The sequence below is a fragment of the Granulicella sp. L56 genome (assembly GCF_009765835.1).
Classification (GTDB): Bacteria; Acidobacteriota; Terriglobia; order Terriglobales; family Acidobacteriaceae; genus Edaphobacter.
The window spans coordinates 73,239-89,627 of the sequence record NZ_LMUS01000004.1 but is presented as its reverse complement, the minus strand read 5'-3'; the positions used below and the strand labels follow the sequence as shown (position 1 = coordinate 89,627).

10 protein-coding genes are annotated in these 16,389 nt (G+C 57.4%); 3 read left to right on the top strand and 7 right to left on the bottom strand.

Translation table 11 applies throughout. The features are described 5' to 3' along the window. Positions 1 to 87: 87 nt before the first annotated feature. Entirely contained in the window at positions 88 to 3,384 is a 3,297-nt protein-coding gene (locus GSQ81_RS07250; RefSeq protein ID WP_158910112.1) for a vitamin B12-dependent ribonucleotide reductase, read from the top strand. 40 nt (positions 3,385 to 3,424) lie between these two features. Here the strand turns inward: GSQ81_RS07250 and GSQ81_RS07245 are convergent, their stop codons facing one another. Then, positions 3,425 to 3,835, bottom strand: a complete 411-nt coding sequence (locus GSQ81_RS07245) for a hypothetical protein (protein ID WP_158910111.1) — start codon at positions 3,833 to 3,835, stop codon at positions 3,425 to 3,427. Beyond that, positions 3,832 to 4,896, bottom strand: coding sequence for an AAA family ATPase (locus tag GSQ81_RS07240; protein WP_158910110.1), 1,065 nt, complete (start codon positions 4,894 to 4,896; stop codon positions 3,832 to 3,834). The genes GSQ81_RS07245 and GSQ81_RS07240 overlap by 4 nt, the downstream gene beginning before the upstream one ends. A gap of 867 nt (positions 4,897 to 5,763) precedes the next feature. Here GSQ81_RS07240 and GSQ81_RS07235 point away from each other — a divergent pair. Then, positions 5,764 to 6,177: an ester cyclase gene (locus tag GSQ81_RS07235; protein ID WP_158910109.1), complete on the top strand. Its 414-nt coding sequence runs from the start codon at positions 5,764 to 5,766 to the stop codon at positions 6,175 to 6,177. 151 nt (positions 6,178 to 6,328) lie between these two features. On the opposite strand, the gene GSQ81_RS07230 is transcribed toward GSQ81_RS07235, so the two are convergent. The 5 genes from GSQ81_RS07230 to GSQ81_RS07210 all read right to left on the bottom strand — a co-directional run bounded on the left by GSQ81_RS07230 (position 6,329) and on the right by GSQ81_RS07210 (position 15,335). Beyond that, entirely contained in the window at positions 6,329 to 9,034 is a 2,706-nt protein-coding gene (locus tag GSQ81_RS07230) for a glycoside hydrolase family 3 C-terminal domain-containing protein (RefSeq protein ID WP_216846396.1), read from the bottom strand. A gap of 45 nt (positions 9,035 to 9,079) precedes the next feature. Continuing rightward, a complete protein-coding gene (locus GSQ81_RS07225) occupies positions 9,080 to 10,321 on the bottom strand; it encodes an endo-1,4-beta-xylanase (protein WP_158910108.1) in 1,242 nt (413 codons plus the stop codon). A 105-nt stretch (positions 10,322 to 10,426) separates the two neighbouring features. After that, positions 10,427 to 12,835 (bottom strand): hypothetical protein, encoded by a 2,409-nt coding sequence (locus GSQ81_RS07220; RefSeq protein WP_158910107.1) that lies wholly within the window; start codon positions 12,833 to 12,835, stop codon positions 10,427 to 10,429. Between the two features lie 166 nt (positions 12,836 to 13,001). Continuing rightward, positions 13,002 to 13,790 carry a carboxypeptidase-like regulatory domain-containing protein gene (locus tag GSQ81_RS07215; RefSeq protein WP_158910106.1) on the bottom strand — a complete coding sequence of 263 codons (789 nt, stop codon included), beginning with the start codon at positions 13,788 to 13,790 and terminating at the stop codon, positions 13,002 to 13,004. Positions 13,791 to 14,096: 306 nt separating this feature from the next. Further along, a complete protein-coding gene (locus GSQ81_RS07210; RefSeq protein ID WP_158910105.1) occupies positions 14,097 to 15,335 on the bottom strand; it encodes a hypothetical protein in 1,239 nt (412 codons plus the stop codon). A 109-nt stretch (positions 15,336 to 15,444) separates the two neighbouring features. Between GSQ81_RS07210 and GSQ81_RS07205 the strand changes: the two genes are divergently transcribed. Beyond that, entirely contained in the window at positions 15,445 to 16,332 is an 888-nt protein-coding gene (locus GSQ81_RS07205) for an aldo/keto reductase (RefSeq protein WP_216846395.1), read from the top strand. The last annotated feature ends 57 nt before the right edge of the window (positions 16,333 to 16,389 follow it).

Here is a 16,389-nt window from a genome sequence, read left to right as displayed (position 1 = left end):
TCAGGGACATTTTCACCCGCTCACGAGAGTACGCACCGTGAGCCAGAAGCTAAGTTTCATCATCAAATTAGAAGGAGCAATTCCCCCATGGCCACCATTCCTACCCAGCCCGCCAAGACCTCCAAGAACACCGTCCCTGCTCCGTCTCAGGCGTCCGCTAAATCCAGTTCCAAGGCTCCGGGGTTGTCCTTCAGTCGTCACTTCACCAAGCCCGGCCTCTCCCCCTTCGACGAGATCACCTGGGAGTTCCGCGATGCCATCATTCAGGACTTCAAGGGCAAGATCATCTTCGAGCAGAAGAACGTCGAAGTCCCCGCCGACTGGTCGATGACCGCCACCAACATCGTGGCGTCGAAGTACCTCCACGGCCTCAACGGCACCGATGAGCGCGAGTCCGGCGTTCGCGCCCTCATCACCCGCGTCGCCGAGTCCATCCGCGACTGGGGCATCCGCGACGGCTACTTCGCCACGTCCGAAGATGCAGACACCTTCTTCGCCGAGCTCTCCCACCTGCTGCTCAATCAGAAAGTGGCCTTCAACTCGCCCGTCTGGTTCAACGTAGGCTGCGACCGGTTGGAGCCCAACTCCGACGCCCAGAACTGGCACTGGAACCAGACCACCGGCAAGGTCGAGTTCTCCGTTACCGGCTACACTCGCCCGCAGTGCTCGGCCTGCTTCATCAATTCGGTGAACGATTCGCTCGACAGCATTCTTACCTTGGCCAAGACCGAGGGCATGCTCTTCAAGTGGGGCTCGGGCGCAGGCTCGAATCTGAGCAGCATCCGTGGCAGCATGGAGACGCTCTCCGGCGGTGGAACTGCCAGCGGCCCCTTGAGCTTTATGCGCGGCTTCGATGCCTTCGCCGGTGTCATCAAGTCCGGTGGCAAGACCCGCCGCGCCGCCAAGATGGTCATCCTCAACGTCGACCATCCCGACATCAACGACTTCATCCAGTGCAAGGTCAGCGAAGAGAAGAAAGCCTGGACACTCGTGCAGGCAGGCTACGATGGCAGCGGCCCCGACTCCGAAGCCTATAGCAGCATCTTCTTCCAGAACGCCAACAACTCCGTCCGCGTCAACGACGAGTTCATGCAGGCCGTCGAAGCCGACGGCACCTTCAGCACCAAGACCGTCAAAGAGCGCAAGCCGGTCAAGGAGTACCGTGCCCGCGACATCATGCACAACATCGCCGAAGCCACCTGGCAGTGCGGCGACCCTGGCATGCAGTACGACACCACCATCAATCGCTGGCACACCAGCAAGAACACCGCACGCATCAACGCCAGCAATCCTTGCAGCGAGTACATGTTCCTCGACGACTCCGCCTGCAACCTGGCCAGCTTCAACCTGCTGAAGTTCCTCACCCCCGGCGGCCAGTTCGACATCCCGGCCTATCGCCACGCCATCGGCATCCTCACCACCGCGATGGAGATCATCGTCGACGCCGCCGGTTACCCGACCGAGCAGATCTCGAAGAACTCTCACGACTACCGCCCTCTCGGCCTCGGATACGCCAACCTCGGCGCGCTGCTGATGGCCTTCGGCCTGCCCTACGACTCCGACGCCGGCCGCGACTTCGCCGCCGTCCTCACCGCCATCCTCTGCGGCGACTCCTACTGGCAGTCGTCGCGCATCGCCGAGACCTGCCCCGCCCTCGGTGCAGCGACTCCGCTCACCCAGCAGGCTGAGATCGCCGGAGGAGCCTGCCCCGGCTTCTACGTCAACCGCGAGCCCTTCCTCGACGTCATCCGTATGCACCGCGCCGAGGTCAACAACATCGGCAAGTCGAAGACCAGCGCCGAGCCTTTCAGCGTCCCTCAGCTTGACCAGCTCATCGAAGCCAGCCGCCACGCCTGGGACGGCGCGCTCGCCCACGGCGAAAAGCACGGCTACCGCAACTCGCAGGTCACCGTCCTCGCCCCCACCGGCACCATCGGCTTCATGATGGACTGCGACACCACCGGCATCGAGCCCGACCTCGCCCTCGTCAAGTACAAGAAGCTCGTCGGCGGCGGCATGATCAAGATCGTCAACAACACCGTCCCCTCGGCGCTCATCAAGCTCGGCTATAACGAGGCCGAGGTCAACGCCATCGTCAGCTACATCGACGCGACCGGCACCATCGAAGGCGCTCCCGCCATCAAGCCCGAGCACCTCGCCTGCTTCGACTGCTCCTTCAAGCCATCCAAGGGCACGCGCAGCATCCACTACATGGGCCACATCAAGATGATGGCAGCCACCCAGCCCTTCCTCTCGGGAGCCATCTCGAAGACCGTCAACCTGCCGCAGGACGCGTCCGTCGATGACATTGCGGAGGCCTACCTCGAAGCCTGGCGTCAGGGCCTCAAGGCCGTAGCCATCTACCGCGACAACTCCAAGGGCTCGCAGCCGCTCAACGTCTCCGCCAGCGACGGCAAGGCCCAGAAGCAGACCACTGCCGTAGCCCCCGCCGCAGCAGGCTCGGTCGAAATCGAAGAGGCTGTCATCGCTGCCAAGGCCGCTGCTCAGGCACGCATCACGGCGCTCGAGACCCAGCTCAAGACCATCACCGACGCCGCCCTGCAAAACTCCGACTCGCTCGACGCGCAGTCACCACCCCGCGCCGTCCGTCACCGCCTGCCCGCCGAGCGCGCCTCGGTCACGCACAAGTTCGGCCTCGCCGGACACGAAGGCTACATCACCGTCGGGCTATATCCAAATGGTCAACCCGGCGAAATCTTCATCCGCATGGCCAAAGAGGGAAGCACCGTCTCCGGCCTCATGGACAGCTTCGCCACCGCCATCTCGCTTGCGCTCCAGCACGGCGTGCCGCTCAAGGTGCTCTGCGAAAAGTTCGCGCACACCCGCTTCGAGCCCAGCGGCTGGACCGGCAACGCTGAGATCGGCTACGCCAAGTCCATCATGGATTACATCTTCCGCTGGATCCAGATCCGCTTCCTCTCCGGTCACCAGTTCGACCTCTTCGCCGGCCTCGCCCCCCACACCGAGGGCAGCGTCCCCGTCGAAGGAACCGTCAACAGCCCCGGCAACGTCATCCAGTCCCTGTCCGCCTCAAATGAAGATGCTGTCATTCTGAGCGAAGCGAAGAACCCCCGCATCTCGTCCGAAGCTCCTCAGGATCTCTCGGAGAGCTTCTACACCACCACCCCACCCCAGCAGGGAATCGCCCCCGACTCTTCTTTGTCATCCTTCGGCGAAGCCGGAGGATCTGCGTCTGCCTTCCCCAACACAGAAGACCGCGGCATCTACCACGCAGCTGACGCGATGAAGTCGATGTACGACATGGGCGACGCACCCTCCTGCGCCACCTGCGGAGCCATCATGACCAGAAGCGGCTCCTGCTACCGCTGCATGAGCTGCGGCAGCACATCAGGCTGCAGTTAGATTATGAATTGCCAACGTTAGGCGCTAGCATTTATAGCGCCTAACGTTTTTTCGCATTTCGGCTGGAAGTCTTAGGCGTGGTTTTCCGGGATTTATCTATTGGTCCCTCTTTGGCGCTGATTATGTTAAGCCATTTAGAAAATTCTTCACCTGAAGGTCGATTAAATTTCTCGGAGGGTCTCTGCACCTGCAAGATGAATTCTCTTATAGCCGTATCTTCTTGGGAAGCAGGAAATTTAGCGCGAGTTTTTACGAATTTGTGCAGGCCGTTATCTGGCTGTTTACCTTCTTCATCGCGGATACGAGCTTTAATTTTTGTCTTGATTTTGGAAATGCGATCAGCCGTTATTGTCGGATCGATCTCGGACAACACAAAAGCCCAATCGCGAACGCTGTTTGTCGAAAGCAAATCGGATAGGCGCTGGAGCATACTTAGCTGTTTTTTCGTCACAGGGATATCCTTTCTGCAAACTCCTTTGCAAAACTAGAAAAGTTTGTTACTTTTTCCCACCGTGCATGATTCGTCAGAAAAATAGGTAAACCTAATCGAGATCCTTTCGGGTATGACTCAGAGGCGCTTAACTCGGTCTGAAACATGGGCCAATTAAAAACTTTTGAAGCTTTAAGTATGTCAGCCTTAGATCGTTTATATTCCGGTTTACTCTCAACAACCCCATTTAAGACAATTCCAGCGACTTGAACATTCGAATCGGGTTTGTGTTCGCGAAAACGATGGAGGGATCGATCTATAAGGGGCAACCCGATTGCAGGAAGAAATTCTGGTCGAACCGGAATCAACAAAAAATCGCTTGCTGAATAAGCCGCGTCTGTCAACATGGAGTCAGTAGGCGGGCAGTCTATAAGAATCAGATCGTAGTTATCTTTGCCAATAGTGTGTTTCAAATAATTGTCGAGCATCACGTCTTTGAAATATCCATCCCGCGTAACCCAAGCTAAATCCAAATCCGAAGGGATAAGATCCAATTTTCCGCCTGCGCGTGACGCTCTGATCTGATTAACGGCTTCCTTTCCGACTTTCGACGACCCATTCGCAAAAATAGTGGATATAGTTGGCTTTTTGGCGCGCACTAATTTTTCGTATTCGTCGCTCCCGAGTGCATACTGGCTCAAATTAAATTGAGGGTCCAAATCTACAAGAAGAACCTTCTTTTGAAAGCGCGAATAGCAGTACCAACCGAGATTGATGGTAACTGTCGATTTACCTACGCCACCCTTTGCGTTCATTACGGCCACAACGCAGGCTTTTTTTCGTGGTGTTTTGGCGCTGGGCTTAACCTCTTCAGTCTTCTGAAGACGATGCCCGTTTGCTTGAGCCCAGATCACAATTTCGTTACGCATCCAAACGGGGCCGGACTTCAAATCCGCCATAGGCTTCGGGAACGCTTCATCTCTCGTGCGCCAGTTGCTAACAGTCTGCTTGCTTACGGCAAGTAGGTCGGCAATTTCGGACACGCCAAGGAGTGAAACCTCGTCTGCTTCGGGATTATGCATTGACTTGTTCACAGAAGTTAATTTACGCTACTCGTACACAGAATGTAAAGTGTGTGTACGATGTTCAACGATCGTTATATTTATGGCTTCACGATCCAATGCAGCCACGGAGATTAATATTTGTCGGGCCTATTCGGACGGCAAATGGCAGAAGAGGTTCGGCTCTTCTGCCACTTGAGGAGGCCACATGAAGAATGTGGAAGCAGTAACGTTTCGTCGGTACTTCAAGCACTGGCGTAACGGCATTACCTATGACGCTTATGCCTATGGGTTAAAGTCTTGGCCCATTGGCAAGTGTACGAAGAAGTAGTCGCCCGGAGTGTTGACGCACTCCTTAACATCGGGGGCTGGTACCTCAGCCCCTGATTCAACATCAACTGGCAATAATAATCAAGCTGAATTAGGAGACTATTCGTATGGCTAAAATAAGTAATCTTCCCCCAGGTACTACGGCTCCCAGGTCCGGTGAGTATACAACTATCGGACCAAGAGGGGGGCGTGGACCAGAGGTTACTGTACCTCGAGGACACACTTTACCCCCTACCCAAAAGCCAAACAGTAGCTACACGCTAACTCGCCCAGCTCGAAATGGAGCCGGGCGCAGTAGGTAAATCAAGGACATGCGGGTTGCGACCTCAAGCGCAGCTCGCACTGTCATTAGCTCAGGTGGATGGCAAACGGCCCACATCCCCCTCATCAAAGCGAGCTTTTCCGAAGCAACTACGGTTACGCCAGCCTCAACGAATATCTGGCCGCCCATCGCACCCCTCCAAAGCTGCGCCCCTAAGCAGGACATGGCGAAGACTCAAACGACGCTCATCCCACCGACTGCGCCGCGTGCTAATCTTTCCCGCATGAGGTGTCACTATGTCAGAGCAAAACAGGGCCCTCGCAAGACGCTGGTTTGAAGAAGTCTGGAATCAAGGCAGCGAAGCAACCATCGACGAACTCTTCCACCCGCAGGGCAAAGCCTACGGTTTTCCCGACGCCGACTCCGTCCTCATCGGCCCGGAAGGCTTCAAAACCATCCACCGTCAGTTCCACAGCGCCTTCACCAACATCCACATCGACATCGACGACCTCATCGCCGAGGGAGACCGCGTCGCCATCCGTTGGACCTGCTCGATGATCCACAACGGCGATGGCCTAGGCTTTCCCGCCACCGGCAAAAAGACCACCTTCCCCGGCGCCTCCTTCATCACCTGCCGCGACGGCCAAGTGATCGAGGGTCGCAACTTCATGGACCTCACCCGAATGACCCTCCAGCTCCAGAACAAGTAACGGAAACTTGACAAACCCCGGCCTCCCACGCCCCCTTCCCGAAACCGGACTCGAAGACCAGGTCTGGACCTATGTCCTTTCTTTCGAAGACTTTGGGTACTTTAGTCCGGGGGTGGGGGATACCTCGGTTTTTCAGCCAAAAAGTCCGAGTTCAGGGCTGCAAATCGGAGTGGCCCAAAATTCGAAATCGCATCATAACTCCATTGGATTGTTCAGGTTGGCCTCCGCCAACAAAAAGCTTATATTCGCCCTGCTGCACGCTTCGCGTTCCGTCTGCGGAGACAAGACTCAACTCGCGCGGCGTCAATGTCATCCGCACCGTCTTGCTCTCACCGCGACGAAGCTGCGTCTTCTGGAAGCCGACTAATTCGCGCAGCGGCGCTCCAACCGAATGCTCAGGAATCAGATAAGCCTCAATCGTCTCCGCGCCGTCGCGATCACCCTCATTCTTCACCTCTACCTGCACTTTGAGCGGTTGTCCCGCTTGCACAGTCGAGGCAGAAAGCTTGCCTGCGGAGTAACCGAAACGCGTGTAGCTGAGCCCATATCCAAAGCCGTAAAGCGGTTCGCCGCTGAAGTAACGATAAGTTCGGCCGCTCATGCTGTAGTCATCAAACGGCGGAAGCTGCGCCGTGCTCGTATAGAACGTAATCGGCAATCGCCCCGAAGGATTGTTCTCTCCGAAGAGAGTCTCCGCAATCGCCGTTCCGCCAGCTTGTCCTGGATACCACGCTTCGAGAATGGCATCCGCTTTCTTCGCCGCCTCGCCAAGCGCGATTGCGCTTCCATTCATGAGCACCATGACAATCGGCTTGCCCGTGGCGGCGAGTGCAGAGACCAGTTGCTGCTGCGCGTCCGGCAGCTCAATCGAGGTGCGGTCTCCTCCGCGAAATCCTGTCACCGCAATCGGCATCTCTTCGCCTTCGAGTTCAGGGCTCAGTCCCAGAAACAGCACGACAGCATCTGACTTGGACGCAGCCTCAACCGCTTGCTGGCGCAGCACGTCCAGCGGCGGTCTCCAGTTCAGAGTAAGCCCAGCTCCGAAGTGAGGCGCTTGGTGGGTGTATTCAATGCGCAAACGATGCGGCCTGGTGTCGGCAAACGCCAGTTGAAAAGGCGTTGCCGGAGCGCGCCTGCCATGCGTTGCTGCGTGATCGTAGGCATACACCTGCTTGCCGTCGAGCCATACCTTGATCGTCTCCGCGTCCTCGCAGGTGCTGCAATGCGCGAAGGAGAAGCCCATGTCGAGCGTGCCGGGCACGGGGGCGGTCATCATGCCTGTCCAGCGAACGGCAAACGCTTTGGCCGAGATGCCGGGTGCAGGTGGTGCGCCATTCCAGTCGAAGTCAATTCTGCGATCGACACGGGTCACTACTGGAGCGCTCTTGAAATCTGTATCGGAGAAATACTCTCCACGCAGACCGTGCGTGGCTGCTCCATCTATGGTCAATAGGGTTTCGGGTACAGGCAGGGAGGCACCATCGACATACGGCGATCCCTGCGCGTATCGCACGCGGCCCTGCATTCGCTTCTCCAGAGCCTCCAGCGGAGTTACTGGGTGCGAGGCCACGCCGTTATAGTTGCCCTCGAGCGCTGGCAGTGTGTCGGCATTTGGCCCGATCACCGCAATGCTTCTCAGATCGGAACGCAGCGGCAATATGCGATGGTCATTCTTCAGGAGCACCAACGAAGCACGCGCCGCTTCGAGCGCAAACTGAGCATGTTGAGGTGAATCATTTTGCGAGAATGGAATTTGATTGAATGACACCGAGGCAGCAGGATCGAACATGCCGAGCCGAAACCGCGCCGTGAACAAGCGACGCACGGCTGTATCGATGTCTGACTCTGGAATCAGATGATGGCGCACCGCCCCCGCCAACGCCGCATATTCCTTGCCGCAGCTCAGGTCGGTACCGGCCTTCACGGATACAGCAGCCGCGTGTTCCAGGTCCGGAGCATACTTATGACCAACGCTGACATCCGAGATTGCTGCGCAATCTGAGACTACAAAGCCATGGAATCCCCAGTCACGCTTCAGCTTCTGTTGCAACAGCATGGTGTTGGCGCACGCAGGTGCGCCATCGACTGCGTTATACGCGCACATCACGCTGTCCACCTGTGCCTGCGTCACCAGCTCGCGAAATGCGGGCAGGTAGGTGTCTTCAAGGTCGTGGGGAGAGATCGCGGCATCGAAGCTGTGCCGCTCCGACTCCGGCCCACTATGTACAGCGAAGTGCTTGGCTGTAGCCACCGTCTTCAGATATCTGGGATTGTTGCCTTGCAGCCCGCGCACAAAGGCGCTGCCGATCTCACCCGTCAGGAAAGGGTCTTCCCCATAGGTCTCCTGACCGCGTCCCCAGCGAGGATCGCGAACGATGTTGATGTTCGGCGACCAGATAGTCAGGCCGTAAAAGATCGAGTGATTTCCCAGGCGCTGTGCTTCGTTGTACTTTGCACGCGCCTCCGTTGAGATGACATCGGAGGCTCTGCCAATTAATTTTGGGTCCCAAGTCGCAGCCAGTCCAATCGCCTGCGGAAACACGGTGGCATAGCCGGACCGCGCCATGCCGTGCAGGCCTTCATTCCACCAGTCATAGGAAGGAACATGCAGGCGCGGAATTGCCGGCGCTTCGTTCTGCATCTGTGCGACTTTTTCTTCGAGCGTCATGCGCCCGACCAGATCGTTGACACGCTGTTGCAGAGGAGCGCTGGAATCAAGATAGAGAGGAGCCTTGTTCTGGCTGTGCGAAGACAGCGGAGCAGCAAGGAGGCAAGCAGGAGTAAGAACAAAAAATAGAAAGAGGGTGGTGACGAAAGCCATGCAGAGGACCGTTCCTTGTAGGTAGAGAGCTCGCATGTCGCGCGCCCGGCTAAAAATGAGTTGCTGAATGTTGCCGCTTGTTCACCTTTTGGCGCTGCGGCTGTCAAAGCTCTCGCGAATGGCAAAAAACGCTGGCGTTGGCCGATACTCCGGATCGAAGGGAAGGGAACGCTGCGGCCGATTCGGCTGTTTGCGGTGATGCGTCGGTCCGTCATTCAACCACGTTCGGCGATCGCTGATGCCCCACGTCAACACCAGCTTCACCGATGCATTGTTCAGCGCGACATCGAGAAAGTTCTTATATGTCTGAGCGATCAGGCGATCGCGTTCCGCGATCTCATTCGACGCAATATCATGCTCGTTGACATCGAGCTCGGTGAGGTAAACCTCGAGCTTCATTGCGCGAATTGCTTCCATGTAATCTGCTAAACCGTTGCCGACGATCGATGGCGAAGCTGCCTTGATATGCGACTGAATTCCAACCGCATCCAAGGGCACTCTGCGCGCCTGCATTCCACGCAACAACTCAAGAATCGCACGTCGGCGCTCCTCGTCCTCTGCGTTCTCGTACTCCACGCCGTAGTCGTTGTAAGTGAGCTTGGCTTTCGGGTCTGCTTCGCGCGCCGTGTGATAGGCAAGGTCGATATAGTCCGCGCCTACGCGCTCATACCAGAAGGACTTTCTCAAGTTGCCGGGCATCGCGTCCTTCGGCAGGATCGCTTCGTTCACGACATCCCACGAATGCACTCGTCCTCGGTATCGCCCCATCACAGTGCGAATGTGCTCGACAAACAATGTCCGCACATCCAGACTTGCGGGCGCGGCCATCAACCAATCGGGCACGCTGTTATGCCACGCGAGCGTGTGCCCACGAACCAGCAAATGATGCTCCGCCGCGAAGGCGAAGAGTGCGTCGGACTGGGAGAAGTCGAACTTGTCTTGTGCTGGCCGAAGGGCGCGCCACTTCAGTTCGCCCTCGGGTACGAGGATGCCGCACTGATCGAGGATTAACTCCGCCAGCGCGGTATCGTTGCCGAGCGAGCGCACGACCACGGCGGCTCCCGAAATTAATTGGTGCCGTGCAGCGTGGGCTTTCAATGATCCAGCGCCTGCAACCGCCTTCGCTTCCTTCGGCAGCACCTTCGGTATCGTTCCAAAGTCAGGCGGCGGAAAGGTCTGCAGCCTCGGCGCACTGTTCAGCGTCATATCGTCAGGATGCTGCGCGACCTGTGCCAGTAGTCTCTTGTCGATTGCCGTTCGCGAAAGCACTACTGCCACCGCGGCCTTTAATCCTCCGGCCAATATCTCTCTTCGTGTTGCCATCGTCGATCTCCCATGCCGTCACCAGCTAAGCCGAATGAAAGTGAAGGGCATGTGGTGCAAAGAGATTTTCTTTGCACCACATGCCCAGGCCTAATGCTCAAGCGGTTAGAACGATAGCTTCAGCGACATCTGGCCGATGCGCGGATCGCTGGCCGAAGTGACCCGGCCAAAGGCTCCATTCGTCACCGAGGCATTCGGGTCGCCGAAGTTGGTGTGGTTCAGCACGTTGAAATACTCCGCGCGGAACTGCAACTGCACAGCCTCATGCACGGGGAAGTAGCGCACGACACTGACGTCCCAGTCGGTATATTGCGGCCCGACGAAGCTGCCCTTCACGATATTGCCGTACGACAACGGCAGGTTCACCGTGTAGCTTGGATTGGTCGAGAAGTTGGCAGTGTTCAGGTACGACTTGCATGCAGTGCCGACCCCTCCGCAGGCGTTGCCACCATAAGGATTCTGACTATTCCACACGCCGCGCTCGCGACCCAGGTTGGTTCCGCTGTTGCCTGCGCCGGTCACAGTGAGAGGATCGCCGCTGCGGAAGGCGAAGATGCCATTGGTCTGCCAGCCGTTCGCAATATATCGAACTGCTGCATTGCCTTTGCTGAGCTTCGGCAAGATCCACACGTACGAGAGAGACACCACGTTGCGGTGGTCGTAGTCCGAAGGACCACTGTCCAGCCGTTTGAAGTGAGGTTCATAGACCGGAAGCGAATATCCCGAACCCGGTACGACGGCGGTAGCCGATGCGCCAAACGGGAAGTTATCAATCGCCTTCGACCAGGTGTACTTGAGAAAAAGAGTAAGCCCTGTGCTCACCCGGTTCTGCAGCGAGGCCTGTAGCGAGTGGTAGATTGCGTTTCCGCCTGTATCCACCTGCGCGATTGCCTGCGTGTAGTTTTGCAATAAGTTCGGCGAATAGTAGACGCGCTTGCCTACGTTCGGCCCCTGGTTATAGGTCGGATTGATGTCCGACGGCACATACTGGTGATTGCTGCGCGATCCAACATAGGCGATCCGGCTGGAAAGCTTGTCGGTCAACTGCTGCTCCACCGCAAGGTTCCAGGAGTACGTCACCGGCAGGCGGAACTTCGTTGGATCGAACGTACTATAGCTCGACGACTGATAGTTCGCCGTCGTGAAGTAGCTTGCCGACGGAGGCTGCGGAGCAGGGAACGGATTGCCGCCCGCTACGCTCGCATAGGGGTTCGAGAAATCAGCCAGCGCCGTCGGCAAAAACTGCACGTTGACGGAGGCGACAAACGGCACCGAGTTGGCGAAGATGTTGTCGAAGACTCCCGGCAGGCGCGTGTCATAAAACTGTCCGGCGCCGCCGCGGATGCTGGTCTTTCCATCACCAAATACATCCAATGCAAATCCAACGCGAGGCATGAAGTGAGAGTAGATGGGATGTACCATGTTCTCGACAAATCCTGCGTCGCCAGGAAACAGCAAGCCGGCAAGCGCAGTGGGATGCGTCGTCGAGACAGTCCCGGCAGCGCGCGCAGCCGGGCTGAACATTCCCTCTCGTTCATGGTTCTCATGTTGCGGCGCGAAGGGTTCATAGCGGATTCCGTAGTTCAGTGTCAGCCGTCGGCTCACCTTCCAACTGTCCTGAGCGTAGTAGCCGGTCACATGATAGCGGTTGTTGAAGTATTGTCCCGAGGCTTGCTGAAAGTTCGTCAGCCCGCCCAATAGATAGTCGGCCAAAGGGTTCGAGATGGAAGCGTTGCTGTTGAACTGGAAGATACCGGGTTGCTGAAACTGATTGTCGACATCGACCTTGGCCAGCTCTCCATGAAACCCGAAGCTCATCGTGTGACTGCCGAGCACCCAGTGCAGATCGTCGGCCAGCGTGTAGTTATTGCGGCGGAAACTTGCTGCCGGATTGTCGCCAATCGTAAAGAAGTTCGTCACCTGAATCTGATTGATCTGCTTGAAGGCAGGCTGCCAGACGTTTACGCCCAGATCATTCACATCCGGCGCGCCCGCCAGCGGTCCGCGCGAGGCATCTTCAATCTGATAGCTCAGGCTGAAGTTGTTCAACAGATGAGCGTTGAAGGTGTGCGTCTCGGAGATAAGCGCATTGTGATATCGAATCGCGGCCTGATCGGAGTAGCTCAGCAGGTCCGTCGTGTCGAGTACCCCCGCATTGTCGAAGCTGTCGTAGAAGTAGCGCAGGCTCAGATGGTCGTTCGTTCCCAGCGCTTGATCGACGCGGCCCGTGTATTCGATGTAGTTCTGCTTGCTTGGGCGGAAGAACTGGTACGTTCCATCGGCTCCGCTGATCGTCGGCAGATACTTCAACAGCGCCAGCGACGACTGGTTATAGTCGTTCGGATTGACGGTGCAGGTAAACGTGGCTCCTGTGGGAGTACATGGGTAGGGAAGCAGTGTCTTGGGATTCAAGATCGGGCTCGACACCCCGGTAAAGGTTCCCGCAAGCTGCGCCGGAGTGGGAAGGAATGCCGTGCCGCCCACGCCATTGGTGCGGAGCCGTGTCGATTGCACGCCAAAGAAGAAGAAAGTTTTGTCTGCGCCGTTGTAGAGGTGCGGAATGATGACCGGGCCGCCGATGGTGCCGCCAAACTGATTACGCTTGAGCGGATCGACTGTCTTCTGGGTTCCGACATAGCTGAAGTAGTTCGCTGCATTGAATACCCGGTTCCTCAGATATTCAAACGCGTCTCCATGAAATTGATTCGAGCCGCTGCGGGGTGATGATGTTCACCACTCCGCCCGCATTCTGGCGATACTCGGCGTTGTAGTTACTCGTCTGCACGCTGAACTCCTGCAGCGCGTCGGGCATGGGGAAAGGAGCATTGACGTTAGTGTATTCATCGACATTGTTGCCGCCGTCCAGTATGTAGTTCACCTGGTTGGCACGGGTTCCATTGATAGTGACCGCTGCGACCACCGGAAACGTCTTGGTCTGTCCCTGGTCGATATTGGCCGATGGAGCCACGACCACACCCGGCACCAGCGTTGTCAGCGCGGCGGCGTTGCGGCCGTTCAGGGGTAGGTCGTTCACCCGTTTTTCGTCGATGACCTGCGATAGGGTGCCGGTCGTGGTGTCCACCTGCGGCGGGGCGGAGTCGACATTGATGGTCTGCGTGTCACTGCCTACCGTCAGCGTCGCATTGACCGTAATCGACTGGTCGGCCTGCAGAACGACGCTCTTCTGCAGAAACCCGGCAAAGCCGCTCGCCGTTACGCCGAGGCTGTACTCGGCTGGGGCCAGGGACGGGAAGACATAATCGCCTGCACCGTTGGATGTAATCGTGGTTTTGTCTCCCGTACTGAGCCGAGTGGCTATCACCGTGGCATTCGGAATCGCCGCACCCGAGGAGTCAGCTACCGTTCCCGAGATGCGAGCGAGCCCCTGCCCGAAGAGGGCGTGAGGCGTTACAAGACTTAGAACGCAGAGGACGGTGAACCACTGGATGGTGCGTAAAAGGTATTTCATTAAAAGGTCTCCTCAATTTGCTTTGGCGGGAGAGATCTTCAGGTGTCAGCCATGAATCAGCTTCGGCAGGCTTGAACCTGTTCCTGGCTAAATGGCTTATCGCGCTCGATCTCTCCCGATTTAGCTCTCCCCGGTCTCCGTTTTTCATCACTCGAAAAGGAGGGTGGCTAATTCGAAGCCGATTTCTATCGAGCGCAAGCGACATAAAGATAGACAGGTACGGTTCCTGACTGTCAGGAATGTCAAAAATGCTTATTTTCAAGCATTTAAGTCGATGACTTTTGCCGTGACAGCGCAGCGCCAGCGCTACTCGGTCGACACCGCAAGCACCCTGGGAGGGCCGGCAACCGCATCCGTCACCGTAGTTCCCAGTACGATCTGCAGGTTGGTGTGCGAGTTCTCCGGGATCTGGCTGGCAATCGTCTGCATCAGTTGCGGGTCGGAGAGAAACTCCCCGGCCGTCTCGGTCCCGTAGGTATAAAGCCCCCCGACGACGATGACGACGTGGCCCGTCTCCGAGTTCCATATGCGGGAGATCAGAGCATAGTCCATCAGCGCAGGCCCTCCCGCGGCTCCCTGATCGTCGGTCGACTTGTCCGTCGCCCAGCTCCAGGTTCGCAGCGACGGATTTTTGGCGTCCTTGATATAGATAAGGTGCTTCTCCGCATCGAGTGCCAGGCTGTAACGCAGTTGTTGCGTCAGCCTCAGGCTCCATTCGTTGTTGAAGGCGCCAATGAGTACCACCGGCCCCTCGCGCAGATCGGAGAAAGAGCTGGCCTCTTCTCGCCGAATCATGACCCTCTTACCCTGCAACTGCAACACTCCCAGAACCCGCGCCGTCGTCACAGCGTCGGCAAAGGGGACCGTCGTCGACGAGGTCTTATGGATGATGGGGAGCGAAGACGTCGTGTCTCCGGCTGTCGAGGACGGAGGCCCATTGGGGACGTCGCCCACCGCCAACAGAACCGCCCCCGGCGTCTCCACCACCGGCCTCCAAAATAAAGCCTGGGCGCTTTGCGGGCGAAGCCACAGATATCCAAAGCATGCTATCAGCAAGATCATAGCGACGGTGAAAGCCGTGTACCAGTTCTTCCAGCTTCGTTCTGCGGGACGGCTGCCCACGAGAGGCTCTTTCAGCTCCGGTTCAGCGATGGCGATGGAAGCCAGTCCGTTCGTCCCGTCGATCCCGGCGTCAGCCTCCGCAACCGCACCGGCTGGTTCCGGAAGCTTGAACTGAGGGATATACGACCCCGGCACCAGGCTCATTCGCAGCTCGGAACGGTGCTTCTCTTCGCCATAGTAGATTGCCAGCCGCTTGCGAAGCTCGCCGGCAGCCGTCCGCACGATATGGTCTTCGTTTGTATCGTACGAAGGCGGCCGTCCAAAGACCTCCACCCCGATCGTCCGCTCCTTGATCTGATCGGCAGCGCCACTTAGGGTCTTCTCTACGACATATCTCAGGAATTGAATGGATCGTTTGCTGGATCGAAAGGCTGGGTCCTGAACGATCGACTCGAGTTGCTCACGAATTGCTTCTGGGTTCAATTTTTCGCCTGGACTTTCGGCAACTGCACTTCTGGGCATAAGCTGATGGTAAGAATTTTACTAGCAACCGCTTACCCCCTAACCGCAATGACCAATGAGGAACAGTTCTGTGAATAATGACCAATCTCTCTCCGTCGCAGCCGCGGGCACGTTTACCATCGGCGGCGATCTTACTGTCAACCGTCTTGGCTATGGAGCCATGCGCATTACAGGCGCTGGAATATGGGGACTTCCTGCCGATAAGGCTGCGTGCCTTGCCACCCTGCGCCGAACGACCGAACTCGGCATCAACGTGATCGATACGGCCGACTCCTATGGTCCGGGAACCTCTGAAGAACTAATAGCCGAAGCGCTCTATCCTTACCCAAAAGATCTGGTGATTGCTACCAAGGGCGGTTGGGAGCGTCCCGGCCCGGGTCAATGGACGCACAATGCCAGCCCCAAACATCTGACGGAGGCGTTAGAGGGCAGCCTGAAGCGCCTGCGGTTGGAGCGCATCGACATTCACCAGCTCCACGCGCCCGATAACGCGGTCTCCTTTGAGGCCTCCGTCGAGACGCTGGCAAAGCTGCGCGAGCAGGGAAAGATTCGCCATGTGGGCCTCTCGAACGTCACCCGCGAGCACATCGAGCGCGCCCGCAAGATCGTTCCGATTGTCTCGGTGCAGAACCGCTTCAGCTTCGCCGACCGCGAGTACGACTATGTTGTCGACTATTGCGAGCAGAATGGCATCGCCTTCTTTCCCTGGGCTCCCCTTGGCCAGGCGAAGGAGGCGCACGAGGTGGTGAAGGAGGTGGCGAGTGAGCTCGATGCGACGCCGCTTCAGGTCGCACTGGCATGGCTGCTCAAGCGCTCTCCGGTGACCCTGCCCATTCCCGGAACATCGTCGGTTAAGCATCTGGAAGAGAATGTTGCCGCTGCGGACCTTGAACTGCCACAGGCGTCGTTCGACAAGCTGTCGGCTGTCAGCCATAGGCCAATGAGCCTGCGAGGATAGGAACGGCCGACGGTCTCTATAAGAAAGGGCATCGCGATTAATCACGATGCCCTTTCT

Excerpts from the sequence above, each read along its gene's own strand:
- GSQ81_RS07240 (WP_158910110.1), bottom strand. The coding sequence starts at position 4,896 with ATGCATAATCCCGAAGCAGACGAGGTTTCACTCCTTGGCGTGTCCGAA.
- GSQ81_RS07215 (WP_158910106.1), bottom strand. The coding sequence starts at position 13,790 with ATGAAATACCTTTTACGCACCATCCAGTGGTTCACCGTCCTCTGCGTT.
- GSQ81_RS07230 (WP_216846396.1), bottom strand. The coding sequence starts at position 9,034 with ATGCGAGCTCTCTACCTACAAGGAACGGTCCTCTGCATGGCTTTCGTC.
- GSQ81_RS07250 (WP_158910112.1), top strand. The coding sequence starts at position 88 with ATGGCCACCATTCCTACCCAGCCCGCCAAGACCTCCAAGAACACCGTC.
- GSQ81_RS07235 (WP_158910109.1), top strand. The coding sequence starts at position 5,764 with ATGTCAGAGCAAAACAGGGCCCTCGCAAGACGCTGGTTTGAAGAAGTC.
- GSQ81_RS07225 (WP_158910108.1), bottom strand. The coding sequence starts at position 10,321 with ATGGCAACACGAAGAGAGATATTGGCCGGAGGATTAAAGGCCGCGGTG.